13 protein-coding genes are annotated in these 16,686 nt (G+C 39.2%); 10 read left to right on the top strand and 3 right to left on the bottom strand.

The features are described 5' to 3' along the window. Window positions 1-224 precede the first annotated feature (224 nt). Window positions 225-758: a hypothetical protein gene (locus RGQ13_RS18470; protein WP_348391200.1), complete on the top strand. Its 534-nt coding sequence runs from the start codon at window positions 225-227 to the stop codon at window positions 756-758. A gap of 497 nt (window positions 759-1,255) precedes the next feature. Here the strand turns inward: RGQ13_RS18470 and RGQ13_RS18465 are convergent, their stop codons facing one another. Further along, entirely contained in the window at window positions 1,256-2,479 is a 1,224-nt protein-coding gene (locus RGQ13_RS18465; RefSeq protein WP_348391199.1) for an MFS transporter, read from the bottom strand. A 138-nt stretch (window positions 2,480-2,617) separates the two neighbouring features. Continuing rightward, entirely contained in the window at window positions 2,618-3,445 is an 828-nt protein-coding gene (locus RGQ13_RS18460) for a helix-turn-helix transcriptional regulator (RefSeq protein ID WP_348391198.1), read from the bottom strand. A 200-nt stretch (window positions 3,446-3,645) separates the two neighbouring features. On the opposite strand from RGQ13_RS18460, the gene RGQ13_RS18455 reads away from it, so the two are divergent. The 5 genes from RGQ13_RS18455 (at window position 3,646) to speB (RGQ13_RS18435) (ending at window position 10,905) form a co-directional block, all read left to right on the top strand. After that, window positions 3,646-5,940: a TonB-dependent receptor gene (locus RGQ13_RS18455; protein ID WP_348391197.1), complete on the top strand. Its 2,295-nt coding sequence runs from the start codon at window positions 3,646-3,648 to the stop codon at window positions 5,938-5,940. 155 nt (window positions 5,941-6,095) lie between these two features. Further along, window positions 6,096-7,484 carry an aminotransferase gene (locus tag RGQ13_RS18450; protein ID WP_348391196.1) on the top strand — a complete coding sequence of 463 codons (1,389 nt, stop codon included), beginning with the start codon at window positions 6,096-6,098 and terminating at the stop codon, window positions 7,482-7,484. A gap of 48 nt (window positions 7,485-7,532) precedes the next feature. Further along, on the top strand, window positions 7,533-8,951 hold the full coding sequence (locus RGQ13_RS18445) for an aldehyde dehydrogenase family protein (protein ID WP_348391195.1): 1,419 nt from the start codon (window positions 7,533-7,535) through the stop codon (window positions 8,949-8,951). Between the two features lie 10 nt (window positions 8,952-8,961). Further along, a complete protein-coding gene (gene speB, locus RGQ13_RS18440) occupies window positions 8,962-9,918 on the top strand; it encodes an agmatinase (protein ID WP_348391194.1) in 957 nt (318 codons plus the stop codon). 33 nt (window positions 9,919-9,951) lie between these two features. Then, the gene (gene speB / locus RGQ13_RS18435; RefSeq protein ID WP_348391193.1) at window positions 9,952-10,905 is read left to right on the top strand and encodes an agmatinase; all 954 of its coding nucleotides are present in this window, start codon (window positions 9,952-9,954) and stop codon (window positions 10,903-10,905) included. A gap of 82 nt (window positions 10,906-10,987) precedes the next feature. On the opposite strand, the gene RGQ13_RS18430 is transcribed toward speB (RGQ13_RS18435), so the two are convergent. Continuing rightward, window positions 10,988-11,227, bottom strand: coding sequence for a DUF2970 domain-containing protein (locus tag RGQ13_RS18430; protein WP_348391192.1), 240 nt, complete (start codon window positions 11,225-11,227; stop codon window positions 10,988-10,990). 150 nt (window positions 11,228-11,377) lie between these two features. Between RGQ13_RS18430 and RGQ13_RS18425 the strand changes: the two genes are divergently transcribed. From RGQ13_RS18425 to RGQ13_RS18410, 4 genes are all read left to right on the top strand, one after another. After that, the gene (locus tag RGQ13_RS18425; protein WP_348391191.1) at window positions 11,378-13,198 is read left to right on the top strand and encodes an acyl-CoA dehydrogenase C-terminal domain-containing protein; all 1,821 of its coding nucleotides are present in this window, start codon (window positions 11,378-11,380) and stop codon (window positions 13,196-13,198) included. Window positions 13,199-13,362: 164 nt separating this feature from the next. Further along, window positions 13,363-14,421, top strand: coding sequence for a cysteine synthase A (locus RGQ13_RS18420; protein ID WP_348391190.1), 1,059 nt, complete (start codon window positions 13,363-13,365; stop codon window positions 14,419-14,421). A 190-nt stretch (window positions 14,422-14,611) separates the two neighbouring features. Further along, on the top strand, window positions 14,612-15,454 hold the full coding sequence (locus tag RGQ13_RS18415; RefSeq protein ID WP_348391189.1) for a hypothetical protein: 843 nt from the start codon (window positions 14,612-14,614) through the stop codon (window positions 15,452-15,454). Next, entirely contained in the window at window positions 15,451-16,680 is a 1,230-nt protein-coding gene (locus tag RGQ13_RS18410; protein ID WP_348391188.1) for a serine hydrolase domain-containing protein, read from the top strand. Before RGQ13_RS18415 ends, RGQ13_RS18410 begins: the two co-directional genes overlap by 4 nt. Window positions 16,681-16,686 lie beyond the last annotated feature (6 nt).

Below are 16,686 nucleotides of genomic sequence, written 5' to 3'. Positions count from 1 at the left end.
CGCTTCCGCTACCGCTCAAAGCTGCCAGTGGCAAACTTTAAATATTTGTAAACTCACAATACATGATGTTATTGTTTAAACACAAGTTTTTAGCGATCGTGACCGACCGCTTAGAGCGAAAAACAGTCGTTAGAGAATAAGGTTTAATTGCAGTTTCTTACTTTAAAAAGGATAGTACGCACCATTGTGTATTAAATTTTTACCACTCTATTTAGGGAATATATATGAGTGAGCATCTCAATATTGGATTACCAGAACAAATATCTATAAAAAATAATTATGATTCAATTGAAATTACTAGACAATGGCCTCGTTTCCAGCCATTTACCATGGCGTTGGGAGCAGTTTATTTGATTTATCACTGCGTTACTAAATATACAGGGACTGAGAATGTTGATATTCCAAATCTACTGTATTTACTCGTATTTATTATTTTAATGACATATTTCTCATTAGCAGGTCTTTTGAATAAAACTTATATTATGGTTACCAAAAAGAATGTAGAGATACGTCATAGACCTATTCCTTGGGTAGGCAATAAAATTATAGACGCGTCAGAGATAAAGCAGCTTTACGCCAAAGAAAGACGCATTAAAAACAATCGACTAAAATATGAAGTTCATGTTATTACGCATAGTGGAGAAGATACCAAATTATTAAGACTATTAGACTCAAGTAAGCAAGCTCTGTATATAGAGCAAGAAGTAGAAAAATATTTGTCTATTAAGAATGTTTCTGTGCATGAAGAGCTTGGTTAAAAAATATAGTTAACACAGCGTTAGTGACTGGCGGGTTATGGCACTTTTCAGCCGGTCACTGCAATACCAAAACAGATCCTGAAACAAGTTCAGGAAGACGATTTTTCTATCCACAATACACTTCAGGAGGTCCCCGATGTCGCTTGAGCTCCTCGGGGATGACGTTGTACTTTCTCTACTTCCGCTTGTGGCACAAAGCTGCCTAATTAAGTCACCTTAAAACTGAAGGAGATCCCACTCAAAAGCACAGTGGGATGACGGAGTGTTTTTTCTAATATTGTATAGCAGCTAATGGCACTTTGCGGACCCACAGCATCACTGAAGGAGGTCCCTCATCTCGTTCCACTCGTGGGGGATCACGTGGTTAATTGTTCCTAACTATCGCTTATCACTTCGAATTTAAACGTCTCTGAATAGCACAAAACAGTCTAATTAGGGCAGCTTTTTTGCATCAATAAGCCGTCAGTTATATCGGAAAATATCTGTACCTGTTGCTATTAATTTGAATCTGCAATATCGGGAGCAATACTTTTAAGTTTTGCATAGACAACAGTATAAATAATCATTGCGCTTATAGTACCTACTGCACACAACATCATCACGCCTGAGTAGCCATAGCCTTCACTTAAAATATAACCGGCAACGGCAGGAGAAACTGACTGTGTTAACCCTTGTGCGCCAGGTACAAGCGCTGCGTATCTGCCAGTATGGTCAATATTGCCTATGGTGCCTAATTGAAATACATCAATGAATAACCAACAAAAGTTAAATACTGTTGCTGCTACTACATAGCTAGTGGCATCAACTTTAAAGGCCAGCAAAAACAAAATTGCAGTCATCAAAATAAATGCTGCTAGCAATGGTTTTGATTGACCAAAGCGATTACTCATCCAGGTGGCCATTGCACAACCGGTTAGGGTAAATAAAGTGCCTATAGCTAAGGTATTACTAATAAAATCATTACTTAAATTTGCATCTACGCCTAAACGCTCAATGAAGGCCCAAAATGCACCAACGTTAATATAAACACAAGCAACTGCGGCCAAACATAACCAAGGGATCCATGATGGAATTTCAGTTGCTGATTGTTGATTCACACCTTGAAGTTGTGCATCACTGGCTACAGCACTGATTTCGATTTTATTGAGCTCGTTTGTTTTTGGTAAATAACGGACAAAATAGTAGGTGCCAACAAAAGCTGCACAGAAAAATAGGAATATTCCATCTACTCCCCACTTGGCTGAAATATCAGGGAATGTATAAAGTTCAATGGCATTAACTGCCACCAGAACAAACAATAAAATACTAAAGTTTCGGGCAGTTTTATGCGTGCCTGCCAGACTGGCAACGCCAACCGAGTAACAGATCCCGCCACCGATACCTGAAATGATTCGAATTATGAATAAGGTGTCAAATTGATGAAACAAGGTTGAACAAAAGTTTGCGATAATCGCAACAGTTATACCGATATAAGTTAAGGTTTGTCGGTTAACTTTATTAATGAGTAATGAAACCGCAATCGAGGCAACAAAAATACCCATCAAATCTGCTGAGGCTAACCAGCCTAACTGTTGTTCATTAAAACCAAGGGTATCAGCTAACGAACCCACCAACATCGGCATGCCAATAAACACCGCATTGCCAACAATACTGATAATAACAGCGGCGGCGATGACCATAGGTTTATCGAAAATGGATTCTTTAGTTCGCGACTCGAGCATATAACGACCACTTAATTTTATAATAATAATTTGTTAACAGACTATTTCAAAAAACCATGAAACAGAACATCCCCTTATAGGGTGATGGGCTAGGAACATTTGAAAAGTAAGTGTTAAATCACTCTAAGTAACCCGAGTTCAGGTTAAGTAACTAAGTGGGTCTTGGTTGGCATCTGTTGGCATGGCTTTAAGGGATGCAATAAATAAATAAAACAACTCTGATTGCGAGCTTACATCCAGTTTTATATAAATACTTTTACGGTGATGCTTTATCGTTTCCAGACTATTTTCAAGCTTTTCAGCGATAAACTTTATCGCATAACCGTGCAGAATATAGTGCAATATTTTACATTCTCTTGGCGTTAATATTGAACTGCCAAATTTTACCAATGCGTTATCTAAATGGCGCTCTAGATCGAGTTGTTCAGGTTGATCAATGCTTTGTTGGCACTTAACAATAATGCTTTTTAATAACGGGAAGACGATGTTTAGTTGCTTAATATGCTGGGCTTTAAATGGCTCTTCGTTGATGTGTCTTACTAGAGATAAGCTCGCTATGTCATGCTCATTCAATTGAAATATTATACAAATTTCATCTAAATACCCTTGCTTCTTGTAAAACAGATCAAAATATTCTGACTGTTCAAAGCCTTGCGGGGCTACATCCTTCATGGCATATGGACCTTCAATTTTTTCGTCTATAGCCATTCGATAAAACGGGTCTAATAAATAAGCGCCACTATCATAGGCATCAATTTGGTGTTGTGGGGTTTCATTGGCTAACAGGCGATAATGGGTTGTTTGTGGCTGCTTTCCCTCAGGAAAAATAGTAAGCATTGCACTACTTGCATTAAGCAAATGCTCTAACCCTCTTAACAAATCAGAGACAGATTCAGAATTGAAATCTTTACTGATTACAGTTGCAAGCACCTGATGCCAATAGGTTAAATCTTTTATTGTGGCCATTAGTAGACTTATATTCTCTAGTTAAATTTGCGAATCATAAATTATCCCCTGATGAGGTGATAAACAAATGTCTCGCATTTTGCGATAGTTATTAAAACGTTAATTCAAAGAAAATTATGCGTTAAAGCAAACATCTTAATGAACTAATTAGACCAAGTAAATTGGCAACGTAAATAACTATAACCCGTGGAGAGAAGATTGTGAAAACTAATCTTATATTTTCAAAATCAGCAATTGCATTAGCTGTTTTGGCAACAATGACATCAACTGTACACAGTGAAGAGATTGAAAAAATATCTGTTACTGCCCAAAAACGCACGCAATCTATTACAGAGGTTGGTGTAACAACTACCGCTTTTAATGGCGATGCGCTTGAAGATTTAGGTGTAGAAAACGCCGTTGACCTTGGTGCTCATACTCCAGGGTTGGTTGCCGTTAATGCCACGTCAGGTGGTACACCAATTTTTGCCATACGTGGTATTGGCTTAGATGATTTTAGTCCTAACAACAGTAGTGGCGTAGGTGTATATACCGATGAAGTGTTTGCGAGTAGTCCAGTTTATCTTGGCGGTCAGTTGTTTGATATTGAACGTGTTGAAGTCTTAAAAGGCCCACAAGGCACACTGTATGGTAAAAATACTACGGGTGGTGCAATCAATTTTATCACTAAAAAACCTACCGATGATTTTGAAGCGTTTGTTGAAGCTGATTACAGCAGCTATGACACTGTAGAGCTTACCTCTGCAGTTGGTGGTGCTTTAACCGATACGATGAATGCTCGTTTATCAGTAAACTACGCAAAATCAAACGAAGGTTGGCAAGAAGACGTTAATACTGGTGAAGAGTTTGGCCTGCAAGATAGCTTTGCGATAAGAGGTCAACTTGGTTTTGAATTGGGTGACAGTGGCACTGGTTTATTACGAGTATATGCAAGCCAAGATAAGGGTAAACCTTTATCTCCTGACAGTGAAGGTAATGAAATTACTTGGGATGACCCTGCTTTTGCAGCTTTAAATTCGCCTGCCGCACCTGACAAAGTTAGCGTTGGTGAACTTGATGTGCAACGTGATGAAAGCGGTTCTGGTGTAGCTTTAACGTTAGATTACAGTTTTGACAATTTTGACTTTGTATCAATCACCTCGTTCGATCAGTACGAGAAATTTATGATTGATAACTATGACGGTTCAGCCGCATCAACTATGGAACTAATTCAAGATGATGAATTAGAGCAATGGTCGCAAGAAATCCGCTTTATTAGTACTGGTAATGATGATTTTTCTTGGGTTTTAGGGGCAAATATTTCAAATGAAGAAGTAGATGCTGTTGATTTATTTGATGATTCATTTTTCGTATCAGACTCAGGTTTTGATGGCGTATTTTACCCAGAAGATCTAAACGCATTCGGTGACGACCGGTTTGTCGCCGCTTACGTACAAGAAACTGACTCATACGGGGTGTACTTACATACCGAAACTCAGTTAAACGATAGTTGGAAATTTATTGCTGGCGTACGTTATTCTTTCGACGAGCGTTCGTTTAATGGTACTGCCACCAATGAAAGCTTTGGTGATGTATACCCAGTAACTATGTTAAGTGAAACCAACGATGAAGATGCCATTACCGGTAAGATAGGGCTTGATTGGAAGGTGAATCGTGACCTATTAGTGTTTGGTAATGTTTCTACCAGTTACAAAGGTGGCGTTTATTACGGTGGCGCAGTGCTAGACAGTAGTGCCTGGAGCTATGTAGAGCCTGAAGATGTAACGTCTGTTGAACTTGGTTTTAAGTGGACGTTATTAGAAGGCAGTATGCAGCTTAATGGTGCCGCATTTGCATTAGAATATGAAAACCGACAATCATTACTAACCTTTGTTTCAGATGAATTTAGTGATTTTAGTGGTTTTGCTGTTGCCGATACTACCTTGGCAAATATTCCTGAGTCAGAAACGTCAGGTTTTGAATTAGATATTCATTGGTTACCAATCGATGATTTAACCCTACAAGCTGGCGTATCTTACTTAAAGTCAGAAGTAACAAAAGCACCTGATACTAGTGATTTGCGTGGTATTAACGCGGATCCGTCGGTAAATGATTTAGCCAATGAAAATGGCTTTGGTTTTGTTGATGCACTGGCGGCACCTTTAGACAATGGCACCGTGTTAGCACAAGCACCAGAGTGGAGTTATAACGCCTTAGTTGCTTATGACATGCCATTAGAAAATGACAAGTACTTAAGATTTCAAACCAGCTATAGTTGGTCTGATGAGCAATACGCACAACTGGCTGATAGTAATGCATTATATGGCAGTAACAGCTCATTAAATGGTTTAATTTCATTGAGTTCAGATAGTGATGGTTGGGCAGTAACATTATGGGCAAGAAACTTGCTGGATAATGACGCTGAAACATACTCATTCACCGGTTTCTCTGGTCGTACCGTTTATCGTCAACAACCCGCCACGTTTGGTTTAACGGTTAAGTATGAATATTATTAATTACTAGCTTAATAAGCCCAAGTTAGCCGATAAATCAGCTAGCTTGGGTTTTTTAAGCGCCCTAATTCATATAAATACTCCCCTTTTCAGGGGATTTATCCTTTTTTCCCCATCTATATACTATTAGCTAATAGCACCAATATTCAGAGGTTTACATGAACAGCTTCACTAAAGAAATAATGCAAAAAGATAAAGATCATTTTATGCATCCATGGACAATCTTTGATGTTTATAAAACCGATGGTGCGTTACCTATTGAAACAGCACAAGGCAATTATCTTGAAGATACGGATGGCAATCGTTATTTAGATGCTGTTGGTGGTTTGTGGTGTAATAATATTGGTACTGGCCGCAAAGAAATGGCCGATGCAATCGCTGAGCAAGTGATTAAAATGTCTTATGCCAATCCATTTGTAGATATGACCAATGTTCCAGCTACGTTGCTGGCTGCTAAAATTGCTGAGTTGGCACCTGGCTCGCTTAACCATGTATTTTATAGTTGTGGTGGCTCTACGGCGGTAGATACCGCTTATCGTTTAATTCAATATTATCAAAATTGCCGTGGCAAACATGCTAAAAAACATATTATTTCACGTGATATGTCTTATCATGGCTCGACTTACGCCGCTATGTCTATTGGCGGTAAAAAAGGTGATCATCCCGCCGAATTCGATTTCATTGATGACACCATTCATCATATCACTGCACCTAAGCAATATGGTCAGCATGAAGATAAATCAGAAGCTGAATTTTTAAATTTTTTACTGAACGAGCTTGAACAAAAAATATTAACGCTTGGTGCTGATAATGTTGCGGCTTTTTTTGCCGAGCCCATTATGGGGGCCGGAGGCGTGATAATTCCTCCAGTTGGCTATCATAAAAAAACTTGGGAAATTTGTAAAAAACATGATGTTCTTTACGTTTCAGACGAAGTTGTTACAGGTTTTGGCCGCCTTGGCCACTGGTTTGCATCCGAAGATGTTTTTGACATTCAGCCTGATATTATTATCAGCGCCAAAGGGTTAACCTCTGGCTATCTTCCTTTGGGTGCAACCATTTTTTCTGATCAAATTTGGGATGAAATTAGTGAAGACGGCCACGGTCGTTGTTTCGCCCATGGCTTTACTTATTCAGGTCATCCTGTAGCCTGCGCAGCCGCATTAAAAAATATAGAAATAATGGAACGCGAGCAGTTACTAGAGAACGTAACAACACTTGCTCCGTATTTCAAAGCAAAGCTAGAAACGTTATCTGATTTACCTATTGTAGGTGATATTCGCGGCCATGGATTTATGTGGTGTGTTGAATTTGTTGCCAACAAAGAAACTTGTGAACTATTCCCAGAAGAGATGGATATAGGCAAACAAATTTCTAATCATGCTGACGCAAAAGGTTTAATTGTTCGCCCCGTGGTTCATTTAAATGTGATGTCGCCACCGTTGACCTTAAACAAAACAGAAATCGATTTTATTGTAAATACATTAAGGGTAAGTATTGAGGCAACCTTAATCGACCTTGAAGAGCAAGGTTACCATTATTTGTAAAAGTATATTAACCAAGGTCACTTTAAATCAACTTACACAGAGCACATGATGAAAGATTTAACTAAATTATATATTAACGGGCATTGGGTTGAATCCCAATCAAAAGCAACTCTGGATGTGATCAATCCAAGCAATGAAAGCATTATAGCAACAGTCGTCTGTGCGAGTGTAGACGACGTTAACTTAGCAGTTGCTGCAGCTAAAAACGCTTTTAATAACTGGTCGTTAACACCCGCTGCACAGCGAAGTAAAATAATCAGCAACATTGCTGCTTGTATGGAAGAGCGTAAAGCTGAATTAATAACAGCGATATCGCAAACTATGGGCTGTCCTGAACATATTGCTAGCTGGTTGCAAGTTGAAGGTGCCATTTATGCGATGGAACTGTTTGCCGAACATACTGGTATTACCGAGCAAGTCGAAAAATCGGATAAATGCATTATTGTAAAAGAAGCTATTGGTGTTTGTGGATTTATCAATCCTTGGAATTTCCCTTTGCATCAATTTGTTGGCAAAGTAGGCGCTGCATTAGCGGCTGGCTGCACTATGATAGTTAAGCCTTCTGAACAAACACCCTGGGTCGATTTTATTATGGCCGAAATATTAGATAAGTGTGGCGTGCCCAAAGGCGTCTTTAATTTAGTTCCGGGTACAGGGCCTGTTGTTGGGGCTGAGCTTTGTACCCACCCAAATGTTGATATGGTATCTTTTACAGGTTCAACAGCTGCAGGTATTAAAGTTGCACAAGCGGCGGCGCCAACGGTTAAGCGGGTTACTCAGGAGCTCGGCGGCAAGTCAGCACTCATTATTACCGAAGGTGCTGATTTACATGCTGCCGTAAGTTATGGTGTTGAAGATGTAATGCTAAACAGTGGTCAAAGCTGTAACACTTTATCGCGCATGCTAGTGCCTGAATCTCTTTACCAGCAAGCAATAAAGTTTGCTAAAGAAACTGCTGATAATTTAGTTGTCGGTATGGGGGAAGACGCATTTTTAGGACCTTTGAGCTCAAAGCCACATCAACAAAAAGTGCTACAATATATTCAAATTGGTTTAGATGAAGGTGCACGCTTAGTTTGTGGTGGTGTCGATAATCCCGATAGCCTTACTACTGGCTATTATGTCAAACCAACGGTATTCGCTGATGTATCGAATGACATGCGTATTGCCCAAGAAGAAATTTTTGGTCCCGTGCTTTGCATGATCCCATACCGCACTTTAGACTCGGCAATTGAAATTGCCAACGACTCGCCATTTGGTTTATCTTCAGCAGTATTTGCCCAAGATGATGCCACAGCTATTGCTATCGCCCGAAAAATTCGCAGTGGTCAATGTATGATCAATGGTGGCGAATTCAATTACCATGCCCCATTTGGTGGTTATAAACAATCTGGCAATGGTCGAGAATTCACCGCAACGGGCGTCGAAGAATTTTTAGAAACCAAAGCCATAATTACGTGTACATAAGGTAAAGAACATGACAGAACATACATTTAATCAACCTCTTGGTGGTAATGAAATGCCACGTTTTGCTGGCCCAGGCACAATGTTTCGACTGCCAAGTAGTGAAGCAACTGACGAAATCGACATTGGTATTGTTGGAGTGCCATTAGATATTGGTGCTAGTAATCGCAGTGGCACTCGTTTTGGCCCACGCTCTGTACGCAATGAGTCTGTATTAGTACGCCCTTATGGTATGTATACCAAAGCCGCGCCATTTGACAGTTTTCAAATCGCTGATATTGGTGATGCTGCCATCAACACCTTTAATTTAGCCGATTCAATTAAAATTATTGAAGCCCATTATGACAACATAATGGCACATAACATTAAGCCAGTAACTGTTGGTGGTGACCATACTATTAGCTTGCCTATATTGAGGGCATTATTTAAAAAGCATGGCACTATGGCCTTAGTGCACATAGATGCTCATGCCGATATCAATGACAGTATGTTTGGCGAAAAAGAATGTCACGGTACTATTTTTAGACGTGCTATTGAAGAAGGTCTGATTGACCCTAAAAAAATGGTGCAGATAGGACAACGTGCCACCGGCTATAGCTCTGAAGATTTTCAGTGGGCAATTGATCAAGGTGTGCGAGTTGTGCAGGCTGAAGAGTGCTGGTTAAAATCTTTAACGCCATTAATGAACGAAGTACGAGAATTAATTGGCAGCGAAATGCCAACCTATTTAACCTTTGATATTGATGGTATTGACCCTGCTTTTGCCCCTGGAACGGGCACACCAGAACCTGCAGGATTAACCTCGCCACAAGCGTTAGAAATTATACGAGGCATGTATGGTACTAACCTTATTGGTGCCGATCTGGTAGAGGTTTCTCCACCATACGATACGTCTGGTAATACTTCATTATTAGCTGCAAACTTAATTTTTGAAATGTTATGTAGCTTTCCTGGCTGTATTCGTCGTTAAACACATCCCTGAGTATTTTAAATAAGGTTAAACATGACTAGAGCTACTGATTTTGCCATAACTAGGGAAGAGTTATTAGGTACCGACATAGAACCAAGCTACTCGGGTGTATTAAGTTTTGTTAGACGAAAATATAGCCGAGATTTAACCCATGCTGATGTTGCGGTAACGGGTATTCCTTATGATTTAGCCTGTACTAACCGCCCAGGTGCACGCTTTGGCCCGCGAGCTATTCGTGAACAGTCATCGGCCATTAATTGGGGCACAGTACCGCATTGGGGATTTGATCCATTTGAAGAACTTGCCGTGGTTGATTATGGCGACTGTGGCATTGATAGCAGTATACCTGAAGGAATTCCTGCTGAAATTGAAACTCACATCAGCAATATAATAGCTAACGACTGTGCAACATTAACCTTAGGTGGTGATCACTTTGTCACTTATCCAATTTTAAAAGCTTATGCGAAAAAATATGGTAAAGGTTTATCACTTATTCATTTTGATGCACATTACGATACCTGGAATGATCGAGCTGGAAAAATTGAGCACGGCACCATGTTTTATCATGCGGTAAAAGACGGTATTATTGACCCGACTAAATCTGTACAAATAGGTCAACGTACATCGATTGAAGATACTCTCGGTTTTAACGTATTAGATAATCAGTGGGTACATAACAATGGTGCAGAGCAAGTAGCCGCTAAAATTAAGCAGCTGGTTGGTGACAACCTTTGTTATTTAACTTTTGATATCGACTGTTTAGATCCAAGTTTTGCACCAGGTACAGGTACACCTGTTATCGGCGGTTTATCTACTTATCAAGTGCAACGAATTCTACGTGGCATTGAGGGGGTAAATGTTATTGGTATGGATGTGGTCGAAGTTGCACCCGCCTATGATCATGGAGCAATAACTGCTTTAGCCGGCGCATCTTTAGCTTTAGATATGTTGTGTTTATTTGCTCGCAAGCAAGATGCAAAGAAATAAAGTAAAAATAATTAGGCATTGCTACTTGAGTTACCCTCTTTTTATTAAGTTGTTAGGGTAATAAAGGTAGCAATACCTATTTTTAATCCGGTAAAACCAAACTGACAATTGCCACCAGCGCGCCTACAAATAACACCACGCCAATCAATCCAACTATTACAAAGTGACTAAATTTACCCTTGCTAAAATCTCGCTGGCGATTTTTTTCACTTTGCACACCAATAAATGCCGCCGCGACACTTCCTGCAACATCTTTTAGAGATGTATCACCTTCATTTTTAGGGCAAGGATTTTTTTTCTGTTCAACGTTATTACTCTTCATTGTTAACCCTTTGTTACGCGGTGAATAGGCAGATTAACAAGTGTGGCGTAAAATTTAAACAAATAAAGTGGTTGGACCAGTTCTGTTTTCTGTTATACTCGATGCTTAATTAGTAAGTATTAGATAAAAAACAGGGTTAGGATTTACACAATGTTAAGCTATAAAGCACCGATTACAGACATAAAGTTTCTACTTGAAGATGTGTTCAAATATTACGAACACTACCAAAAACATGAGGAATTTGCTGAAGCAACACCTGATCTGGTCGATGCCATTCTTGGCGAATGCGCTAAATTTTGTGAAAATGAACTCCTACCGTTAAACCAAAGCGGTGATAAAGAAGGTTGCACATTTAATGATGGTGTTGTGACCACGCCGAAAGGTTTTAAACAAGCTTATAAGCAGTATGTTGACGGTGGTTGGCAAAGTTTGTCACACCCAATTGAGCATGGTGGTCAAGGTTTACCGCCATCTTTAGGTATGGTGAAATCTGAAATGATGGGCAGCGCTAACTGGTCTTGGTCTATGTACCCTGGCTTAAGCCATGGCGCAATGGATACCATACAGGTGCATGGTAGCGCTGAGCAAAAAGAGCTGTATCTAACTCGTTTAACTGAAGGTACATGGACCGGTACTATGTGCTTAACTGAACCTCAATGTGGCACAGATTTGGGCCAGGTAAAAACGAAAGCTGAAGATAATGGTGACGGTACTTTTAACATTACTGGTACTAAAATATTTATCTCGGCAGGCGAACATGATTTAACCGACAATATTATTCATATAGTTTTAGCGCGTTTACCAGGTGCACCTGCAGGTACTCGAGGTATTTCGTTATTTATCGTACCGAAAATGCAAGTTGATCAACAAGGTAATATCCTTGCTAGCAATAATGTCACTTGTGGATCCCTTGAAGAAAAGATGGGTATTAAAGCGTCTGCTACAGCAGTATTAAATTTTGATAACGCAAGAGGGGTATTAATTGGCCCAGAAAATAAAGGTTTAGAATGTATGTTCACCTTTATGAATACCGCACGAGTAGGTACGGCATTACAAGGTGTTTGTGCTTCTGAGCTTGCTTACCAAAATTCACTTATTTATGCGAAAGAGCGTTTATCAATGCGCTCATTAACGGGTAAAAAACACCCTGAAAAAGTGGCCGATCCTATTATTGTTCACCCTGATGTTCGTAAAATGTTGATGACGCAAAAAGCCATCAGTGAAGGTGGTAGAGCAATGATCTATTACACCGCAAAATTAGTCGATGATATCGAAATGGCGAAAACGGAAAAAGAACGTAAGAAAGCAGATTACCGTTTAGGCTTTATTACGCCAATTTTGAAAGCATTTTTAACTGAGTTAGGCTCTGAAAGTGCCAATCATGGTATGCAAATATTTGGTGGCCATGGTTATATTAAAGAATGGGGCATGGAACAAATAGTTCGTGATGCTCGCATTGCAACCTTATATGAAGGTACAACCGGTATTCAATCTTTAGATTTATTGGCACGTAAAATATTGCTGAACCGTGGCAAATCGTTTAAACAATTTGCCTTTGAAATATTAGGCTTCTGTAAAGACAAATCTATGGTATCAAGCAATCCGCATAAAGCCGCAATGAACCGGTTTATTTGGCCGCTAAGTAAAGCAACAGCAAATTGGCAACAGTACACTTTGCGTTTAGCGTTAAAAGCGAAGAAAGACCGAGATATCATCGGCTCGGCTTCTGTCGATTATTTGATGTACTCTGGCTATGTCACTATGGCCTATTTTTGGGCACAAATGGCACAAACTGCTTATGAAAAATTGGCAACCGATGTTGAAAATAGAGATTTTTACCGTGCTAAAATTAAAACTGCTGAATTCTATTTTGAACGCATGCTACCAAGAACTAAGTCACTAGCAGAAACTATGATGGCAGATCCTAAAACCTTAATGCAACTTGATGAAGACTTATTAAGTTTTGTTTAAAGAACAGTAAATCAACAGCCACTGGAATTTGATAAAATAACCAGTGGCTAATATTTAGTGGTTATTTCTACCTCTGGATAATTTGTAACAACAAAATTCTCATCTTGACTTGTCACATGCACAATCTAGTATTTATTATAATAATATCTCTAGAGCATTTGTTTATGATAACTCCCCCCATACGCGCAGACGTAGCACAATTAATAGGTAATACTGATTTATTACGAATTAATAGCATTTCTAATTTAACCGGTTGTGAAGTCCTATTAAAGTGCGAGCAGCAAAACCCTGGTGGTTCTATAAAAGATCGGGCGGCGCTGCAACTTGTGCAAGACGCTATTGCTAGCGGTAAACTCAAGCCTGGAATGACCATAGTAGAAGGAACTGCGGGCAATACTGGTATTGGATTAGCGCTTGTAGCAAAAGCTTTGGGATATAAAATGCTAGTGGTAATGCCCACTGGCCAAGCAAAAGAAAAAGAGCAAATGATTGCGCTTTATGGGGCAACACTAAAATTAGTGCCAGCTTGTCCTTTTGCTGATCCCAATCATTTCTACCACACTGCAAAACGCCTAGGTGAAGAAAATGATGATTATTGGTGGGCAGATCAGTTTGAAAACATCAGCAATACTAAGGCCCATTATGAAAATACCGGTCCCGAAATTTGGCAACAAACCAAAGGTAACATAGATGCCTTAGTATCTGTTGTTGGCACCGCGGGCACTATAGCTGGTAATTCTCGATATTTATCAGAACAAAATCCAAATTTAAAAACCTGGCTTGTCGATCCCGATGGCTCAGGCCTTTATAGCTACTTAAAAGATGGAAAATTTGTAAGTCACGGCAGTTCATTTACCGAGGGAATAGGGATAATGCGCTGTGTCGAAAATTTTCGTCAAGCCAAAATAGACTACGCCATTACGTTGCCTGATCAGGACTTAATCGATATTTCACGCCATATTCTTAATAGTGATGGAATCTTATTGGGAAGCAGTTCAGCCCTTAATGTTGCCGGAGCTATGTTTGCTGCCGCAAAAATGGGGCCGGGTAATACCATAGTGACTTTTTGTTGCGATCTGGCCGAGCGATCTTATTCAAAACTTTATAATTGCAATTTTTTGCAAGGAAAACACCTGCTCGAAACCAGTGAAACTCTAACCGAAAAATTTACTCGTTATCAAACTGAATCAATAGATAATGTTGTGCTAGTGGCAGAATCGTGACTTTCAAGGTTTAACCTGAATACGATCACAAAGTCAAAAAAGATGACCGAAAAGTATTTTTATTAGTAAATATGTATTTAAAAATCAGTACCTATACCATAGGGTAGTAGAGCCTATTTGTTGCTTAGGTTATTCTCAGGTGATTAAATAATTCTTTGAACCAAACAATAATAAATAAAAGATCGGTACTATGACAATTACAGTAAACAAAAATACTATTTTTAGTAATCTCAGCTTTTTTCAACTGTTTAAATATTCGGTTTATATTTTACTGTCGATGAATATTTACTTTTTCTTTGTTGAAGATTATAGCGCTAGCTCTCAAACTTTTGCCCAAGGAGTATCAGGCTTACAAGTTATTGAAGCATTTACCGCAACTATAGACACTGCGGCCTGGGTAGTATTATTACTGTTATTCGAGCTTGAAACTTATGTGCTTGATGATGAAAAAATTACTGGTTGGGTAAAGTACAGCATTAACGCTGTTCAAGCGTTATGTTATTTAATTATCGTATCTTCTTTTTATGGCTATATTGTTAAATTCAATATGCTCCATAGCATTAGTCCATTTTTTATTGACGATGTTTGTAGTTTAGTTGGCAGCACTTTTACTTACGTTAGAGACATTGATGATTATGTGCCTTTAACTAATGAAGTCTGCGCAAGTTTTGCCAACCTGTCTTTGTACCAAATTAATGGCACTGAAATTATTGCCGATCAGTATCACTTAACCGAAGCGCATCGTTTATCCACCGTTGAAGTGATTAATTCAGCGACTTGGTTATTAGTCGTGGTCATTCTTGAAATTGAAGTGTACTTACAGCTCAAAGGTAAATTGTCTAATCGACGTATGTTTACCCATAAAGTAATAAAGGCAGTGCTGTATTCAACCTTATTTGTTGCTGCAGCTTATTGGGGAGTAAAAGGTGGTTTTATTGACTTTTGGGATGCATTTTTATGGTTAGTTGCGTTTGTGTTTATAGAATTAAACATTTTTCAATGGAATGCTGAAGATAAAGAGAGCATTGAATGAAAACCATAACCAGCAAGCCAAGTTATGTTATCGACGAGTCTTTAAATATAGGCCAACATAACTGGGATCGGCCAGACAATTTAGCTATTGGGCAGCTGTCTATGGATAAGCTGTTTAAAACCGTGGCGATAGAATGCCCAACGACAATTGAGTTACCACGCAGTGAACAACGTTTGAATGTTGAGCAAATGCAATTTAATGATCCCTTAATGCAAGGTCGCATGATAACAGGCGAACAGCTGTTAAATCGCCGTATTTTTAATGATGGTTTATTAGTGATGCACGAAGGTGAAGTAGTGCATGAATCTTATCGTAACGGTATGGTTGATACTGATCGCCACGTAATTCACTCGTGCACAAAATCGTTATGTGCAATGCAAGTTGCCATTGCAATTAGCCAGGGCTTATTAGATCCATCGGCACAACTAACGTCTTATTTACCTGAATTCGCTCAACATCAAGCCTGGCATGGGGTGACATTGCAACATGTGCTTGATATGCAAGCCGGTATTGAATACAACGAAGACTATACTAATCCTAATGCTCATTATTGGAGTTATGCGCGAGCTGCAGGGTATTATCCTCCAGAACCTGGTGAACAAGCAATTGGAGCGAAAGCTTGGGCGCTACAAAACTTAAACAAACGTGACCAAACACCAGGTACTAGTTTTGTTTATAATTCTTGTTTGGCAAACGTACTTGGTATGGTGTTAGAAAAAGTATATCAGCAAAATTTAGCCCAAATATTTGAAAGCTTATTATACCAACATACTGGCGCAGAGGCTTCAGGTTACTTTAATACCGATCCACAGGGTTTTCCAATCACCGAAGGACAGTTTAACCTTCGCTTGCGTGACTTCGCTCGTGTTGCATTTATTATTCTCAATAAAGGTAAAAATTTAGCTGGTAAACAAATCGTTCCTGTTGATTTTATTAAGCAGTTTGTGGTGCCAAATAAAGAGTATCAGCAAGCCTATCAAGCAAGTAATCACGATAGCTTATTTAAACAAGGGCAATACAAAAATCAGTTTTGGGTATTAGACCCACAGCAACAACAATTTACCATGCTAGGTATTCACGGGCAGTTTGCTTGGTTTGATTTACCTCGAAACTTAATGGTTGTTGGTATGGGATCATATCCCGTGCAAGATGGCGACTTAATGATGAAGTGTTTAAATACACTTTGGCAAAAAATCGCGACTGAAGTACCTACACCAAGGTCTTAATTACGC

Source organism: Thalassotalea psychrophila (genome assembly GCF_031583595.1).
GTDB classification, from domain to species: Bacteria; Pseudomonadota; Gammaproteobacteria; order Enterobacterales; family Alteromonadaceae; genus Thalassotalea_A; species Thalassotalea_A psychrophila.
Note: the sequence above shows the minus strand (reverse complement) of the source record. Positions and strands in the feature narration are given on the sequence as shown.